The sequence below is a fragment of the Chryseobacterium jejuense genome, from assembly GCF_017877355.1.
Lineage (GTDB): Bacteria > Bacteroidota > Bacteroidia > Flavobacteriales > Weeksellaceae > Chryseobacterium > Chryseobacterium jejuense_A.
Map to the genome: position 1 here is coordinate 443,571 of NZ_JAGIPR010000003.1, position 18,541 is coordinate 462,111.

Below are 18,541 nucleotides of genomic sequence, written 5' to 3' on the forward strand. Positions count from 1 at the left end.
CCTAGATTGAAAGTTTTTTCCTTTCTTTGTGAATCAATTAATCTTAAAAATAAAGTGAGTAAAAACAAGATGTCATACAAATATTTACTACTTATATTACCATTTTTCCTGCTGTCCTGTAAACAAGAAATAAAAAAAACAGAACCCAGTATTACGGATCAAATTATTTCTAAACAGAAAAAGATTGACCAAGAAATGATACATAAAAAAGAAGTTTCGGAACAAAAAATAAAGGCAGATACAGCTATTACAAAGTCAACTATATTATTGTTGAGTCCTGATGAACAAGAGATAGAAGAGATTAAAAAGAGACAAGGGGAAGATAACTTCTATACCATTGCTGATGATGCTAATTATTATTCAGCGGAAATATACGAAGCTGCTCCTAAAGCTGTTTATTCCAACTATAAAACCATTGATTTTCCAAACGAAAACTATGTGTTTGATAAAAAAAAATCTGAGGATAAATGGTTGGTTATTGATTACAAGCTAGGTTCCAAACCTAAAATATATTCTTTGGTAGATTATTATCGTCATATCACTGAAAAGTAATCTTCAGATACCTAAAACAAACGCGCTCCCAATATTAAGGGAGCGCGTTTTTTAACAGATTTAAATATCTAAAACTGCCATATTAAAATGACAGAAGTGATTTTCTTATAAACCAATATTTTTAGTTGGTTTTAACTGTTTTAAAATGCTTTTTGGAATCGCATTTTTGTGAACCAAAATAGCAGTTGATTTATATTCAACATATGGTCTTGTTACATAAAGATATCCTGCAAAGTCATTCGTTACTCCCCAAGAGTTTTTTACCATATAATATTCTTTACCCGTTTGATCTTTAGCCAATCCTACGATATGCATACCATGATCATCTGTTGTAGACAGGTTGTTAAGGCCTTTCTGACGCATATCTTCAGTGATCGTTTTATCTTTTTTAGGTTCTGTAAACAAAGTCTGCTTGTTCTCTGCATTGATTTGGTCTAAATCCATATCCGGAACATAAGCTACTCCGTTTTTATAAGAGAAATAGGGCTCAGAAACGTCAGTGGCCCAACCTACAGAATACCCTTTAGTGACAGCATTATCAATGATTGTAGTAAGGTCTTTCATTGGTACATTCCAGTCAGAATCATGACTCCAGTTGTCAGGAATTGGAACTACAAATTTCTGGTAATAAGAATAATCTTTGTAAGAAGATAATTCTACATAATCCTCAGCATTGATTCCTACTACTTCTTTAGCAAAAGTTTTAGGAGTGTATTTTTTCCCTTCGTACGTAAAATCAGCAGGTACTTTTCCCAAGTATTCATCAAGAATAGTATCTACAGAATACATCCAGTTGTCAGTAAGCTTTCCTTTAGAAGAAGCCTGAACAAGGCTGTCAAGAACTGGTTTTAATTTCCCTTGCATTTCCTTGAAGTTGTTGGTTGTCTGTCCGGCTTTTAATCCTGAATACACATCCTGAGGAACTGCTCCGTACTTTTTGTACATGTTGATTACATCGTGAAGTTCTCCACCATCACCCCAACTGATAGCACCGTTATTTAAAACATATAACTTCGCTTTATCATGATAAGAATTTCTTGCCGTAAAGATTTCAGCAAGATCTACAGGTTTTTTGCCCATTCTCTGCATTTCAGATTCAAGGAAAGAGTTTCCTGAGTAGCTCCAGCAAGTTCCTGATGAACCCTGGTTCTTTACAGAAGTAGCGCCAACGTCCTTTAACGTTGTGAACTGAAAATTAGCATTTTGTGATTGATTGTTTTTTAACTTGTTGATTAAGTCATCTTGGGCAAACATCATACTTCCTGCAGACAAAACAAAAAGTAATGATGCAATTTTCGCATTTTTCATTACTATAAAAAGATTATTTGTATTAATAGTCGTTAATAATAGAGATTTGTTACAAGAGGAAAAGTTAAATTTGAAATTAAAATATTGTAGAAGTAAAGATAAATGAGGCTGTCTCAAAAGTATCATTTTGAGCACAGACTGAAAGCCTGCGAAGGCAGTCCCTAAATGTAGTGGAAAATCTCACGTATTTGATTATCAACGAGGTTTTTCCTGTGTCATAATGACAAAAGTCAAAAAATTGACTTTTGAGACCAACTCATTTGTTTAAAAAAAGTTGACTATGTTTCCAACCCCAGCCAAAGTTTCTGCATCTATACTAATATAACTCCTGATTATGGAACGAGAATTATTATTGGAATGTCAGCGTAACGATCGCAAAGCGCAGCGGAAAGTTTACGAGAAAATGGCAGGCAGGCTGTACTCAGTGTGCAAACGCTATCTGAAAAACGATGACGATATAGAAGAAGTATTGGCCGATACCTTTTACAAAATCTTCACGAAGATTAGCCAGCTTCAGAAACCCGATACTTTTGAAGCATGGGCGAAAAAAATTGCTGTGAATGAATGTCTTCAGAAATTAAGAACGGATAAAGCCTTATTTATTTCCCTTGAAGAAAACCAGATTGGTTTTTCAGAAGGATTATCAGAGCACATTTCCTTTGAAAAAGATATTCTGAGCCTGCTGAACTTTCTTCCTGAAGGCTGCAGAGCCATTTTTAATCTTTTTGCCATTGAAGGGTATCCGCATAAGGAAATCGCTTCCATGCTTTCTATCAGTGAAGGAACTTCTAAATCTCAGCTCAATTTTGCAAGGAAAAAGCTTCAGGAACTTTTGGTGAATCAAAACATTTAAACTTTTACAACAATGGAAAATAATTATATAGATCAACAATTCAATGAAGCTTCTAAGCACTCAGAAGAACCAACAGTTTTTCCTGGTTTTAATAAAGTTTGGGATAAGGTTGAAGAAAAACTGGAGCAGAAAAAAGAAAAAAAGAAAATCATTCCAGTCTGGTTTCCCTACGGAATGGCGGCCAGTCTGATGATAGGGTTGGGAGCTTTGTATTTCCTGGATAAAAAAGATACTATTGAACAGTCTATTACATCTACAATATCAGAAAATAAAACCTTGCCGAAACCGACCGCTGATACGCATACTGCAAAAATAGACCGTATAACGAAAGAGAATATTCAGAAAGAGAAAAATAAAGAAAATACAACAGCAGAAAAGGTCGTAGTTTATAATAATATCGTTCCGGAGCCATTAAGATCACCTAGCCCTTCATCTGTAGCTTCGCTGCCACCAGTGATTGAACGCTATATGGAGACTTCTGATGGAAGTAAGAATATTGAGGATGTTGCTGTGGTAGGGTATGGTGTTAAAAAAGGAGTAGCTTATACCTCTTCAAGTGTCAGTACCGTATCAGAAATGTTAAGTGGAACTGTTCCGGGATTAACAATAACCAGGTCTGGAAAAGATTCAAATATACTAATAAGAGGAATGAACAGCATCAATGGAAGTACAGGACAACTATTGGTAGTTGTTAATGGAATTCCTACTACAGCAGACGCTTTGAAAGAGATAAATCCGGAACGTATTAAAGAAATGACTGTTCTTAAGGCTGAGGAAGCAACAGCATTATATGGAAGTAGAGCCGTTAATGGAGTAGTGGTTGTAAAATCAAAACGTTTACGACGTGCTGAAAAGACAAAATTGGAAGAACTGTACTCAAAAAGTATAAAAGAACTAGAGAAAAAAACTGTAGAAAAAGAAAAGGATCTCCCAAAAGCAGGGCAACTCACTGCAGGAGAAGTAAATGATTTTTCTAAATGGGAATACTGGAAAGATATAGCCGTACCAAGTCTTGAACAATATAGAAGCATGTGGAAGTTCTATCCGGACAGAAGAGTTTCCGTTCAGTTGACTAACAAAAATAAAAAACCGGTTATTGGAGAGAAGGTGAAATTACTGGATGATAAGAAAAATGTAATCTGGGAAGCTGTTTCAGATAACTTAGGAAATGCAGAGTTATGGATCAGCCCAATGGAAGGAGAAACTTCAGACTCTAAAAAATACTACTTATCCGATGCTTCTGGACAGATCATCAGCAGTACAGTTAATGAATTCAAAAATGGTCAGAATCTGATTGTACTGAACAGACCATGTCTGGAGAAAAGGAAACTGGATCTTGCTTTTGTAGTGGATGCAACAGGATCTATGGGAGATGAGATCACTTATCTGCAGTCTGAACTGTTGGATGTTCTGAGAAAGGTAGAAACGAATTTAAATAACTCTGAAATAAGGTATGGTTCTGTATTTTACAGGGATAAAGGAGATGAATATATCACCAGAAAATTCGATTTCTCTGATAAAGCTGAAGATTTAATTCAGTTTATCAAACAGCAGAGAGCAGCAGGAGGCGGGGATACCCCTGAAGCAGTGTTAGAAGCATTGCAGGTGTCTATTGATGAATTGAAATGGAGCGCTGGAAATTCCACTAAAATTATGTTTCTGATTTTGGATGCTCCACCACATCAATCTGAGGAAAATATTCAAAAGCTGTACGACAAAATAAAAAAGGCAGCTCAAAAAGGAATAACAATTATTCCATTGGCAGCAAGTGACACTAATAAGGAGACTGAGTATTTGATGAGGACTTTTGCATTACTTACCAACGGAACCTATACATTCCTTACCAACGATAGCAGAATAGGAAACAATCATATTAAACCTACCATAGATTCTTATGAAGTAGAAAAGTTGAATGGTCTCCTGCTAAGGCTGATTCTTCAGAGAGCTACACTGCCTGAATGTACCAACGGTATTTCTAACGAGAACATCAACAAGAAAATGGAAACCGAAATAGAACATCAGGTTGATGTGAAAACGGTGATCTTTCCCAATCCAACAAAAGGAATGATTAAGATCAGGACAACTAACAAGATTGAAGAGTTATACATCTATGATCTGGCTGGAAAAATAATTATGCGGAAGGAAAATTTAGAAGAAGGTAAAAACACTATCGACATGACTTCCCATCCTCAGGGCATTTATTTGGTTCGTGTGCGGACCAATAATAACTGGGAGACTTTTAAGGTCATTAAAAATTAATTTGAAAAAGAAATTTCCACGGAAATTTCTTTTTCTTTATTTTAGTACTTATTACCATGAAGATGAGAAAAAACTATTTACTGTTGCTGCCATTTACTGTTACGGTATTACAGGCACAAAATTCTAACTTATATTATTCAGGGAAATTTTTAAATCATAAAGATAAACCACAAAACTTTTTAAAAGTCTACAATAAAAACAGTGGTATATATGAACTAACCGATGAAGAAGGATTTGCAATCATTGCAGCCAAACCTGATGATACCTTAGTTTGGAATCAAGGGAAAAGCAGTAGGATTATTGGACTTTATCAGTTAAGAGAACTGAAAAACATTCTTGAGAATCAGGTAGAGAAAAAAAATGTACAGGAGATTTACAGCAAAACTTATGATAGTTTGGTTTCACGGAAGAATCAAGATCAGTTCAGTATTGAGAATGCGCCAACAGTTCTAAATAATGATTCTGATAGGTATTTTAGCGGTGTAAGAAAGCTTAAGCAGACAAAAGACAGTACTTATATTCTGAAAGAGCAAAAGGAGTGGACGTTATTATTGAATGGAGGATTTACCTCTTCCTTGGATGTAAAAAGTCATAATGCCCTTCCTGCTACTCAGAATGGATACGTACAAGGAAGATCAAATAGTGGAAATCTTGTATGGAACGGACCTGATACCAACGAGATGTTTAGCTTTGGTCCTGATATTTCTACATTAGCCTTTGATGGGCTACCTTATCAATATGATCAGAACGGTAGGCTGGTTCCATTAACTGATGGGCGTAAGCAGGCATTAGGTTATCGTAATAATCTGTTTAAAACGATGGTGGGATATAATAATCAGCTTACTATCAATACTATTATAAAACAAGGATATAAAGATAAGTTTCGTTTTTCATTGGATTTGGGACAGCATAAAAATCAATTGTATTTTATTGATCAGTTTAATCTAAACAATTCCATTAAAACAAAGTTGAATATGGATTTGGGAGGCTATTTGATGAAGTTTTCCTTTAATTATGAAGATAATAAAGCTACAAATACCAATAGAACAGGACTTTTCAATAGAGCATATCAAAATTCTTTACTGACTCCCATTTCATTTTCAAATGCTCAACAGATTTTTTTGGATAATGGAAGACAACGAAGCTACAGCCAATATGCTGATAATCCTACATTTCTTTTTGTACAGGATAAAAAGTACCGTTATAAAAACCGTCAGAGACAGTTTGGCTTTAATGCAGATAAAACCTTTGGTAATTTGAAACTAAACATCGTTCAGTCCTACGAAAGTAATTTCCTTTGGAATCTGGATCAATATCAACCGTCTACTTATGGATTCCACAACGGAATAACGAATGAAAGAGAACAAAATAATCGACTATATTACTCCAATATACAAGGAAAGTATGAGCTGGGTAACTACAATTTTAAAAATGTCTTTAGCCTTAATTTTATTCTGAATGATATCAAATCTGATGTTTACAATAGTTTGATTAATAAAAAATATATCTACCAAAGAACCTCTCAGGACTATATTTTTAATTATAATATGGAAATCAAATCCAGTGATTTTGATGCAGATTTTAATCTTGGAAATTCCTTTTATATCTCCAATACATCCAATAAAAATAATTACTGGCTTCCAAAAGCTACAGGTTATCTGCGGTTTAAAGATATCTTTGAATGGTATAATTATGAATTTAAAATCACAGGAAGTTATACCCATCTAAGCTCAGAACCTGAAATCACAAGATCCTATGCTTCCTACGCTTCTACTTTATTAAAAACCGAAAATTATTACCATTATTTTCCCGTACATGAAGTGGAAAGCTTCAAAGGGTTATCCAATATCAATACTAAAGAATGGAAAATAGGTGGAAAACTCAGTTATGGATATTACATTAGTATTGAAGGGGAATATTTTAACAGAAAAAGTAATGACGATGTTTTCCCGGTATTTGAAAAGAATCAGCTAAAGCTAAAGAATATGGCAGATCATACTTACAGTGGGTATGAGCTTAATTTTGCTTACGAAAGGCTCTATCTGAGAAGTGATTTTTTTATGACGAATAAAATCTCATTTTTCAAATATAAAGATATTGTGGATCGTGTGATGCCCGGTTATAATAACAATGCTATTGTAGGGTTTCAGGATATTTATAAAAGCCTTGCGGAAGGAGAGGTACTGGGAGCAGTGAGGGGAAGCTATTTTGAAAGAAATCCGAATGGGCAGTTGATTATTGATGATTCCGGATTCCCTAGAAAAGCTGACGGAATGAAGATCATTGCTGATCCAACCCCTGATTTTGTAATGAAATTCAATCATAATCTAACCTATAGAAGATGGACTTTGGATATCAATTGGGAATGGAAGAAAGGAGGACAAATCTGGAATGGGACTCAGGCAGTTCTGGATTATTATGGACGTTCCTATGATTCCGGAGAAGAAAGGAATATCAAAAATTATGTTTTTCAGGGAGTTTTGATGAATGGTAATAATAATCAGACTCCAGTAGATTTCTATGATCCTCATCAAAATGTTCATGAAAATAGATGGTCAAGATATGGATACCTTGGAGTAGCAGAAAATTATGTTCAGAAGGCAGATCATATAAGGATTAATAATATTTCACTATCCACCTCTTTTCCTCTGAATAATAGCCAGCGATCTATGAAAATTACTTTTTATGTAGATAATATAATGCTTTGGCGGGCGAATAAAGGAGTAGATTCCAATCAGAATTTCTATGATGCAGACAACGGGAGAGGGCTGGATTTCTTTAATCTCCCATCTTTTAAAACATTTGGCTGTATTGTTTCATTCAAATTTTAACCCATGAATTTCAAATTTACATCATATATCATTTTGCTGAGCCTATTATTTTCATTTGTATGTCTGAAGGCTCAGAACTCATTTCAGGATTTTGAAAAAGAAAAAACATACATCCAGACCAATCATGTTTTCTATAAACCTGGAGAGGAAATGTATTTTAAAATATACGTAGTACAAGGACAAAATAACCTTCCAACAGGAGAAAGTAGAGTGGTCAATTTTGAAATTATAGATCCTGCAGGAAGTATTTTGACAAAATCCAAATACAAAATTAACAATGGATATGCCAATGGTCATTTTTCTTTTGCTGAGGATATGAAGGGAGGCATTTACAAGATCAGAGCCTATACCAACTGGATGCAGAATGAGGAAGGGAAAAATGCTTTTGAAAAAGAAATTACCCTACAGAAAATAGTATCTCCCAGAATTTTAATGAAGCTGGATTTTCCTAAAAAAGGATATGGTTCTGGCGATGAAGTAACTGCAGACTTTTCAATGCGAAGTTTGGCTAATTTACCCATTCCTTTTTATGAAGCTGATTATATGGTAACCCATAATGGAGAAAGCGTTACTGAAGGCAAATTTATTACCGACAAAGAAGGAAAAAAAATCTTACAGTTTAAACTTCCTCAAATTTTGAAGTCCTCAGATGCCCTTTTGAATATTAAAGTTAATTTTGATGGATTTACAGAATCTATTTCAAGAAATATTCCTATTGTACTGAACAATATGGACGTGAAATTTTTACCGGAAGGAGGAACTTTTATCAATGGAATAGAACAGAATATCGCTTTTAAAGTTCTGGATGAATATGAAAAACCTGTAGATGCTGTTCTGGATATTTACAATCAGAACCATGAAAAAATATCGGAAGTTTCCACCTATAATTTTGGAATGGGAAGCTTCTTCTTTATACCCAAAGCAGGAGAAAGGTATTATGCAAAAGTAGTAAGACCTGAAAATATAACACAGGTTTACCACCTTCCAGTACCTAAAAATGATGGCTTGACTCTGAATGTCAAAAAAGAAAACGGAGTACTTTCATTCAAAACGGTGGCTACTTGGGAGAAAAATATTGTTTTAAAAGGGTTTTTCCGTGAAAAAGAAATATACAGCAGAGAGTTTTCTTTAAAAAACGGGATCAATTCATTTGAGTTACCGGAAAAAGATTTACCGGTTGGAATTTGCCGGTTTACAGTATTGGAAAATAATGTTCCCCTTGCAGAGCGTATTGTCTTTACCAATAAAGATCAGCAGCTGAATATAAAAGTAAAGCCAGTAAAAGAATATTACCAGCCAAGGGAAAAAGTAGTACTGAATATTGAGACTACCGACAGCAACAATAAACCTATTCCTGCAAATCTTGCCCTAAGCGTAGTGGATGATAAACTCTGGACTTATGCTGATGATAAACAGAATCATATCAGTTCATGGCTCTTGATGGATTCCGAATTGAAAGGAAAGATTGAAAAGCCTCAGTTTTATTTTGATAAAAAAGAAGAAAAAGCAGATAAGAGCCTGGATCTTGTCATGCTAACCAATGGATACAGGTATTTTGAACCTATTCCGGAGATTATTAAAACCGGGAAATACAAATATCTTCCAGAAAAAAAAGGCACTGTATATGGAGTGGTAGAAGATGAAAATAAGAATCCCGTAAAAGCCAACGTTTTTCTTGTAGAGTCGTATGGAGGTCAGATTCTTAAACAAGGGACAACAGAAAACGGTCGATTTTATTTTTCAGGTATGGAAGGGATTGATTCTTATAAATTAATAGCCAAGTCCCTTCAGCCTAAGCATAAAGTAAACATCAGGATTTTGTCATATAAATTAGAGATTAATCCACTTGCTAAGCAAAAACTAAATCATATAGACGTAGAAGAGATTATAAAAGAAGCTGAAATCAAAGAAAAGCCAAAACAAATCGTAACCCAACCCAACCCGTTTAAAAAAGATTCTATTTCTTATAAAAGTAATGATAAAAATATTGAAGAAGTTGTTCTGGTAGGATATGGGACTTCAATAAATAAAAAGACAAGCACTTCTTCAGTAAACATTACAGGCAACTCTGAAATTAAAGTTTCCAATTATGGATCTTTACTACAGGGAAAAGTGGCGGGAATAACTGTAACTCCGGCAGGAGAACAACAAAAAGGAAATATTGTGGTTAGAGGTACTTCATCCATATCAAATAAAAGTCCACTGTTTGTGGTAGATGGAGTTCCGGTAGAAAATTTTAATACTGCAATCAATCCAAATGATATTAATAGTGTTACAGTACTAAAGGATGCAGCAGCAACAGCTATCTACGGCAGCAGAGCTGCCAATGGAGTGGTTATTATTAATTCTTTTGCCAATACTACTGCTCAGAATAAGCTGAATATTACCCCGCAATCTTATTTTGCCGTAATATCAATTCCTAAAGAAGAACTTATCAAATATTCAGTCAATAAAGAATTTGCCTATCCCGAGTATAAAACAATTAATACTTCCTATAGATTTGACTACAGGGAAGCTATTTATTGGAATCCTGTAGTGGAAACTGATAAAAACGGAAAGGCAAAAGTTGAGTTTTATAATTCAGATGCCAATTCCACTTTCAGAGCAATGACAGAAGGAATTTCTGCATCAGGGATTATAGGGCGCGATGAAACCACTTATGCAGCACAAAGTCTTATTTCTATTGATGCTAAGATTCCGCAGTATCTGACAAGAACAGATGAAATGCTTATTCCTATAGTGATTAAAAACAACTCGAGGGAGATCAGAAAAATGGTAATGGATGTTATTGTTCCCAATCATGTAAAACTGATATCATCAGACAGCTTGATTACTCTAAAACCTCTGGAATCCGGAAGATTATTCGTTAAAATACAGACCGATGAGGTGGTGAATTCAAATATTCAGTTCATCATAAGGTCAGGAGATTTCAGGGAAACTGTGATTCTTCCGTTTAAGGTAGAAGAGAAAGGCTTTTTACATCAGTTTTCGGTAATAGATAACAAGACTGAGGAAATTGAGGTTACTATTCCTGAATATATCAATGGCAGTCTGTATTCATCATATTATGTATTTGAAAATGCAGCCTTGAAAATGTTTGATGATCTTGAAAGACTGAAGAGAGAACCTCATGGATGTTTTGAACAGTTATCTTCAACAGTATATCCTAATATCTTTATTCTGGATTATTTAAAATTCAGCAATAAAATTGATCGTTTCACAGAAAGCCTTGTGATAAGAAATCTGAAAAAAGGCTTCCAGAAAATGATAAGCTATAAAAATAAAGATGGAGGTGTTGGATATTTTAATACAGCAGAATCAGATGTATCTCTTTCTGCATTTGCTTTACTGGAGTTTACAGATCTCAAAAAATATATAATCATTGATCCAAAGATTATTCAAGAGCTTTCTTCATTTATTTTATCAAAGAAATCCGGGAATGGACTTTTTGAAGTACGAAAATATTATGAATCGAAAACAGAAGCATATTCAGAATACTATTGGTCAAGAAATATGTATATTCTCTATGCATTGTCTCAGATAGGCTTTAAAACTGAAATTGAAGATTCCTACCAGATAATGTTGAAAAGAGCTTTGTTGAAAAAAGATTCATATCAACTGGTTTTATTAGCCAATGCATCTGCTAATCTTGGAAAACATCAGGAATATGATAACGTTATGTTGGCTTTAAATAAACAGTTTGAAGATCAGAAATTTAAAACTGAAACTACCTTTACTGGCTCTGGAGGAACTTCTGCCAATGCAGAAACACTGTCATTCTATATGATGGCGCTTCAGAAAGATGAAAAACTCAATCAGCAAACCATTGCAAAAGTAGCAGATCAACTTTTAAGTTTCAATGGGAGTTATGGATTTGGATCAACCCAGGCAACCGTTTTGGCTGTACAGGCATTATCACAGTTCTTTATAAAAAATGAAAAGCTGTATAAGAATGATAGACCTATTATTAAAGTAAACAATGCTTTAGTATCATCTGGTTTAAGCATTTCATCAGCTTATAAAACGGGTAGTAATATAATTAATATAAATTATCCTTCACAAACAGGGCTTCTTTATAAATTAGAATATCAGTATTATACGCTGAAGGCTCCAGAAAGTTCTGATATTCCTTTAATAATGGAAACAAAATTGACATCCGAAAATTCCAGAGTAGGGGAAACCAACAGAATGATAGTAACCATAAAAAACAAGGTAAATAATCAATTACCCATGACGGTTGCTAAAATTGGTATTCCCGCAGGGCTAACCCTGCAAACTGCTTTACTAAAAGATTTAACAGATAAAAAGCAAGTTTCCTATTATGAGATTTTCGACAATTATGTGGTATTGTATTGGGAGCATTTTGATGCTGAAGAAACAAAAACCATTAATCTTGACCTGAAGGTAGAATTTGCAGGAACCTATACAGGAAAATCAAGTAATGTTTATCTTTATTATATGCCGGAATCAAAATATTGGAATGAAGGGATAAATACTAAAATTAAACCGTAGTATACCCTTGATATAGTTTATAAAACCCGTTTCATTTAGTATAGAACGGGTTTTATATTGCTGAATATACGTGAACATATGATTTAGTTTCCTTTTTTTACAGATTGAAAATTGATAAAATAGGCTTATTTATTTTGTCAATTCCATTTGAATAAATTTTAATAATTTCCCCTCAGAAATTTATTACACATGAAAAAAAAGATTATAATCATATTGGGGCTAGCTTTATTAGTAGGCTGTAAAACTCAAAATGTTTCAGATTCGTCAAAAGAAAGCACACCATACAGCATTAGAAAAGATAAAGATCAGGATGGTATTCCTAACAAAGATGACCAATGCCCTGAGGTGGCCGGACCAGTAGAGAATAATGGTTGCCCATGGCCGGAGACGGATGGAGACGGAGTGATTGATAAAGATGATGCATGTCCAACCGTAGCTGGACCACCTGAGAATAAGGGGTGTCCATGGCCGGATACCGATGGCGATGGGGTATTGGATAAAGATGATGCCTGTCCTACCTTTCCAGGAATGCCAGAATATAATGGGTGTCCAAAACCCAAGGCAATGACCGCAATAGAAGTAGTGTCCTCAGCAAATAGCAGACCATATATTGCTCCCGGAAAAATCTATAATACTCAGGTTGGAACAAAAAAGGAGACTAAAAAAGCCACAAAAAAAGTTCAGAAGACTATTGATTATGATGATGAAGAATATGCAGCATTAGTTGAAAACCCTTTTGAGCTAACAAAAAAACAACCATTATCAACTTTTTCTATAGATGTAGATAATGCTTCTTATGCCAATGTCAGAAGAATGATTAATTATGGAAATAAGGTAGATAAAGATGCTGTAAGGGTAGAAGAAATGCTTAATTATTTTAAATATGATTATCCACAGCCGGAAAAGAGTCAGCCGTTTTCAATTAATACTGAATATGGAGAAGCTCCATGGAACAATGGTCATAAGTTGCTTAAAATCGGATTACAAGGAAAAAATATTCCGATGGATAATCTGCCTGCTTCCAATATTGTTTTTCTGATTGATGTTTCAGGATCAATGGATGCTTCCAATAAATTACCATTATTAAAATCTTCCCTTAAAATTTTATTAGATCAATTGCGTCCTAAAGATAAAGTAGGAATTGTAGTATATGCAGGAAGTGCTGGAGTTGTATTGCCATCTACTTCTGCAGATGAAAAAGCGAAAATCATTGAAGCATTAGAAAAACTTCAGGCAGGTGGAAGCACTGCTGGTGGACAAGGTATTGAATTAGCCTATAAAGTTGCTCAGGAAAATTTTATAAAAGGAGGAAATAACAGAGTAGTACTGGCAACAGATGGTGATTTCAACGTAGGAATATCTTCTACAGGAGGACTTGAAACATTAATTGAGGAAAAAAGAAAAACAGGAATTTTTCTTACCTGCTTAGGATATGGAATGGGAAATTATAAAGATAATAAAATGGAAACGCTAGCAGATAAGGGCAATGGAAACTATGCTTATATCGATAATATACAGGAAGCTAATAAATTTTTGGGAAGAGAGTTTGCAGGAAGTATATATACCATTGCGAAAGATGTAAAAATCCAGATTGAATTTAATCCTGAATTTGTACAATCTTACCGTTTGATAGGTTATGAAAACAGAAAGCTGAGGAATGAAGATTTTGTAAATGATAAAATAGATGCTGGAGAATTGGGAAGCGGGCATACCGTTACTGCTTTATATGAAATTATTCCGGCTGGTGTACAGTCTAAGTTTCTTCCTAAAGATACAAAGCTGAAATATTCATCTTCTTCCAGTGCAAAAAACTTTGGGAATGAATTGGCAACAGTTAAATTCCGTTATAAAAAACCGAATGAAGATAAAAGTCAGGAGATAACCCAAGTAATTAAAAATGAATCTTTAACTGCATCTAAAGTGAGTCAGGATTTTAAGTTTGCTTCCTCTGTAGCATGGTTTGGACTAGTTTTAAGAGACTCCAAGCTCATTAAAAATAATGATCTGAAAAAAATAGAAGATCTGGCAAAGGAGGGTAGAAGTACAGATACAGAAGGTTATAGAGCAGAATTTATAAGACTGGTAGAAAGCTATAAAGCAACAAATCCATAATATTTTTACTGTTTTATATCCTTAAAACTATTTAGCAATCTTTACATACATCGTTAAACCCGTTTCATGAACCATGAAACGGGTTTAATTTTTAGTCATAGTCCGAAAATCTTAGAGTTTGCTCTTTAAGGAACTTTTCAGCAGGATTAATTTAAACTTTCTAAAGTGATCTTAGGCCTTCAATCTTAACTTTTGTGGTTTTATAGTTATATAGAGATTATTAAATGAGGAGAAAGACCGTTTTTAAAATTTAATTTTCAAAAATTATTGAAAATTCGAAAAATATAATTACATTTGTATCAGAAATTTAAAGCTATACAACATGCAACTTTCAGAAGCCAAAGAAAAATACATTCAGACCTGGGGAACTTTTGCCACCAACTGGGGAATCAACCGTACAATGGCACAGGTACATGCATTGCTTTTGGCGAGCGGTAAACCATTGTCTACAGATGAGGTGATGGAGCAGCTGGAAGTTTCAAGAGGAAATGCCAATATGAACCTTCGTGCTCTGATTGATTGGGGAATTGTCAGAAAAGAATTTATAAAAGGTGACAGAAAAGAATACTTCGTAGCAGAAAAAGATGTATGGTATCTTTTCAAGCAAATTACCAAAGAACGTAGAAAAAGAGAAATTGAGCCGGTAATTTCTTTCCTGGAAGAATTAAGAAATATTGAAGATAACGATTCAGAGGAAGCCAAAGAATTCATCAAACTAATGGATGATTTCAGCTCTGTAACTGGCAAAATCAACAATATTATGGATCTGGCGATAAAAAGTGACGATCACTGGCTAGTAGGAAAGATTACCAACCTATTAAAATAGAATAGAAGGGATGCAAATCCTTTTTTATTTCAATTAATCTTTCAAAAATTACTGAAAATATAATATTTTTAAAATATTCAGGAATGAAAACAATGATCTTTAAAATCTGGATGTACATTACCTTCCGATCAAAACACAAACGAACCCGGGGAGATTTTCTTAACCTTTAAAATAATCAGTGATGAAAACGCTTAAAAACCACACCTTAATCTACGATAATGAATGCCCAATGTGTAATATCTATTCTAAAGGTTTTACAACATGCGGAATGCTTGATACAGGCGGTAGAGAAGCCTTTACAGAAATATCGGTCAGCAATAAAAACCTGATAGATTTTAATCGTGCAAAAAATGAAATTGCCTTGGTAGATCATGAAAATAATAAAGTGACTTATGGCTTAGATAGCTTGTTATTAATTATCGGAAGCTCATTCCCATTATTAGAAAAAATAGCCAGAATACAGCCATTGTATTGGCTCTTTAAAAAGTTATATTCCTTTGTTTCCTATAACCGGAAACAGATTATCCCATCCAAAAAAGACAATACAGAACAATCTTGTGTGCCGGATTTTAACCTGAAATACAGAGTAGCTTATATAACTTTTGTGGCATTGTTTTCAGCTTACATTTTAAGTTTATATTCAGGAAGACTTGGGGGCAGTTTAACTCCGAATTTTTTAAGAGAATTAGCCGTTTGTTTAGGACAAATCCTTTGGCAAAACCTGTTTTTAAAAGCTTATTTAAAAGATAAGATCTGGGATTACCTCGGAAATATGATGACTGTTTCATTACTAGGGACATTACTTTTAATTCCTGCTATGTTGACCAATTTTGCTCCGGTTTTCTATCTCATCTATTTCGGAATTGTAGTATTCATCATGTTCTTGGAACATCTAAGAAGATGTAAAATCTTAAAACTGAATGTGCTTCCTACCATTTCATGGATATTGTTCAGACTAACAGCTTTGGCCATCATTATTTTGACTACCCTTTAAATATTATAAAATAAAAACCCTTTTGACATGTCCCGAATTTATTTAGAAATCCTGATTAACGCTGATATTCAAACTGTTTTTGATTTGGCAAGAAATATAGATTTACACCAACAATCAACCTCGAAAACTCATGAAAAAGCAATCGCAGGACGTACATCCGGCCTGATTGAAGAAAATGAAACCGTAACCTGGAGAGCAAAACATTTGGGCGTATATCAAACCCTTACCACAAAAATTATCAGTATGGAAAAGCCTAATCAGTTTACAGACGAAATGCAGAGAGGCGCTTTCAAATCATTGCATCACCAGCATATTTTTAAAACGATAAATGATAAAACATTGATGACAGATATTTTTGATTTCGAATCTCCATTAGGAATAATAGGGAAAATGTTTAACAAAATATTCCTGAAAAACTATCTCAAAAATTTCCTATTGGAAAGAAACAAACTCATCAAAACTATTGCAGAATCAGCATCCAATAACGATCAATAAACCAGCCACGAAGTGGCGATTTAACCAAGGATAGAATAAAATTCTATCAAACTATCAAACCGTCAAATCATAAAACCAAAAAAACAACCCCACGATCATGAATTTTTTAAAAGCAGAATGGAGAAAATTAGCCATCATCAATTACGAAATCAATCCTGATCTATTATTAAAATACCTACCCGAAGGCACAGAACTCGATTTTTATAAAGGTAAATGTTATGTTAGTGTAGTAGGTTTTATGTTTTTAAATACAAAATTATTAGGTTTACCGATTCCTTTTCATCGTACTTTTGAAGAAGTAAACCTTAGATTTTATGTAAAGAAAAATGAAAACGGAGTATGGAAAAGAGGAGTGGTTTTTATCAAAGAAATTGTTCCAAAACCCGCTTTAAGTTTTGTTGCTAATTCCGTTTATAAAGAAAACTACCATACCATGCCGATGAAAAACCTGATTCATCATCACGAAGATGAACTGTTAATCCGATATTCATGGAAAGATAAAAGCTGGCATTCTATTCAGATCACTGCTGAAAATAAGACACAACCGATGGAAAAAGATTCAGAATTTGAATTTATTACAGAACATTATTATGGTTTCACGAAAAAAGATGATAAAACCTCAGAATATGAAGTCTGTCACCCCAAATGGGATTGTTATCAGGTAAAAGAATATCAATTGGAAATCGATTTTCAAAAGGCCTATGGAAAAGATTTTGAATGTCTTAATAATCAGGAACCGATTTCAGTAATGCTGGCAGAAGGCTCAGAAATAGAAGTGAAAACAAAAAAATACCTTATTTAAAATAAAAAATATTTTCCATTCACTTTAAACTCTAATACTCAAAAACCCTCAAACTTATAAACTTCACAAAAATGAAAATAATCATCGCTGCCGGAACCGGATTTCTGGGGCAAAATTTAGAAAAATACTTTACAGAAAAAGGAGATCAAGTGTATATACTGACCCGTAAGCCTCAACGTAAAAATGAAATCTATTGGGACGCTAAAACAATAGGAGAATGGAAGAAAGTACTCGAGCAGTCAGATGTTCTGATCAATCTTACAGGAAAATCAGTCGATTGTCGTTACAATGAAAAAAATAAAGCAGAAATCTATGGATCAAGAATGAACAGCACAAAAATATTACAGGAAGCGGTTAATACTTGTTCTATTCCACCAAAAATTTGGTTGAATGCCAGTTCCGCCACTATTTATGTACATTCAGAAAAACATTTGAATACAGAAGAAAACGGAGTAATCGGTGATGATTTTTCAATGAATATCTGTAAAAGCTGGGAAGCAGAATTTTTTAAAATCCACAATGAAGGAATTAGAAAAGTAGCCCTTCGTACCTCTATTGTAATTGGGAACAACGGGGGAGCATTTCCAAAACTGAAAATGATTACAAAATTAGGATTGGGAGGAAAACAGGGAAGAGGAAGCCAAATGGTAAGCTGGATTCATATTGATGATTTCTGCAATGCTGTAGACTGGATTATTCAAAATAAGAGTATGGAAGGTGTTATTAATATAACCGCTCCAGTTCCATTATCCAATGAAGGCATGATGAAAAAACTAAGAAAACAACTCAAAGCTCCGTTTGGGCTTGATGCACCGGTATGGCAGCTGGAAATTGCCTCTATATTTCTGGACACAGAAACCGAGTTATTGTTGAAGAGCCGCAACGTTTACCCTGAAAAACTCATGAAAAGCGGGTTCCATTTTTCTTATCCAACCTTTGATGAAGCAATACTCAATTTATCGAAGACTTAATTTTAATGAGAATGATATACTAAACC

Annotated in this window: 12 protein-coding genes; 11 read left to right on the top strand and 1 reads right to left on the bottom strand. The window is 34.1% G+C overall.

The window, feature by feature from the left end; genetic code table 11:
• Positions 1-69 precede the first annotated feature (69 nt).
• The gene (locus J2772_RS09105; protein ID WP_209915857.1) at positions 70-552 is read left to right on the top strand and encodes a hypothetical protein; all 483 of its coding nucleotides are present in this window, start codon (positions 70-72) and stop codon (positions 550-552) included.
• Between the two features lie 105 nt (positions 553-657).
• On the opposite strand, the gene J2772_RS09110 is transcribed toward J2772_RS09105, so the two are convergent.
• Positions 658-1,860, bottom strand: coding sequence for an aminopeptidase C (locus tag J2772_RS09110; RefSeq protein WP_209915859.1), 1,203 nt, complete (start codon positions 1,858-1,860; stop codon positions 658-660).
• Between the two features lie 334 nt (positions 1,861-2,194).
• Here J2772_RS09110 and J2772_RS09115 point away from each other — a divergent pair, with 334 nt between their 5' ends.
• The 10 genes from J2772_RS09115 to J2772_RS09160 all read left to right on the top strand — a co-directional run bounded on the left by J2772_RS09115 (position 2,195) and on the right by J2772_RS09160 (position 18,515).
• Entirely contained in the window at positions 2,195-2,713 is a 519-nt protein-coding gene (locus J2772_RS09115) for an RNA polymerase sigma factor (RefSeq protein WP_209915861.1), read from the top strand.
• Positions 2,714-2,725: 12 nt separating this feature from the next.
• On the top strand, positions 2,726-4,972 hold the full coding sequence (locus J2772_RS09120; protein ID WP_209915863.1) for a T9SS type A sorting domain-containing protein: 2,247 nt from the start codon (positions 2,726-2,728) through the stop codon (positions 4,970-4,972).
• 62 nt (positions 4,973-5,034) lie between these two features.
• Complete coding sequence (locus tag J2772_RS09125) at positions 5,035-7,803, top strand: hypothetical protein (RefSeq protein ID WP_209915865.1); 2,769 nt, start codon at positions 5,035-5,037, stop codon at positions 7,801-7,803.
• 3 nt (positions 7,804-7,806) lie between these two features.
• A complete protein-coding gene (locus J2772_RS09130; RefSeq protein WP_209915867.1) occupies positions 7,807-12,315 on the top strand; it encodes a TonB-dependent receptor plug domain-containing protein in 4,509 nt (1,502 codons plus the stop codon).
• Positions 12,316-12,504: 189 nt separating this feature from the next.
• Entirely contained in the window at positions 12,505-14,427 is a 1,923-nt protein-coding gene (locus J2772_RS09135) for a vWA domain-containing protein (RefSeq protein ID WP_209915869.1), read from the top strand.
• Between the two features lie 322 nt (positions 14,428-14,749).
• Complete coding sequence (locus J2772_RS09140; RefSeq protein ID WP_209915871.1) at positions 14,750-15,253, top strand: GbsR/MarR family transcriptional regulator; 504 nt, start codon at positions 14,750-14,752, stop codon at positions 15,251-15,253.
• 181 nt (positions 15,254-15,434) lie between these two features.
• A complete protein-coding gene (locus J2772_RS09145; RefSeq protein WP_209915873.1) occupies positions 15,435-16,247 on the top strand; it encodes a DCC1-like thiol-disulfide oxidoreductase family protein in 813 nt (270 codons plus the stop codon).
• A 27-nt stretch (positions 16,248-16,274) separates the two neighbouring features.
• On the top strand, positions 16,275-16,742 hold the full coding sequence (locus J2772_RS09150) for an SRPBCC family protein (RefSeq protein ID WP_209915875.1): 468 nt from the start codon (positions 16,275-16,277) through the stop codon (positions 16,740-16,742).
• Between the two features lie 97 nt (positions 16,743-16,839).
• Positions 16,840-17,544 carry a YqjF family protein gene (locus J2772_RS09155; RefSeq protein WP_209915877.1) on the top strand — a complete coding sequence of 235 codons (705 nt, stop codon included), beginning with the start codon at positions 16,840-16,842 and terminating at the stop codon, positions 17,542-17,544.
• 71 nt (positions 17,545-17,615) lie between these two features.
• Positions 17,616-18,515 carry a TIGR01777 family oxidoreductase gene (locus tag J2772_RS09160; RefSeq protein ID WP_209915879.1) on the top strand — a complete coding sequence of 300 codons (900 nt, stop codon included), beginning with the start codon at positions 17,616-17,618 and terminating at the stop codon, positions 18,513-18,515.
• Positions 18,516-18,541 lie beyond the last annotated feature (26 nt).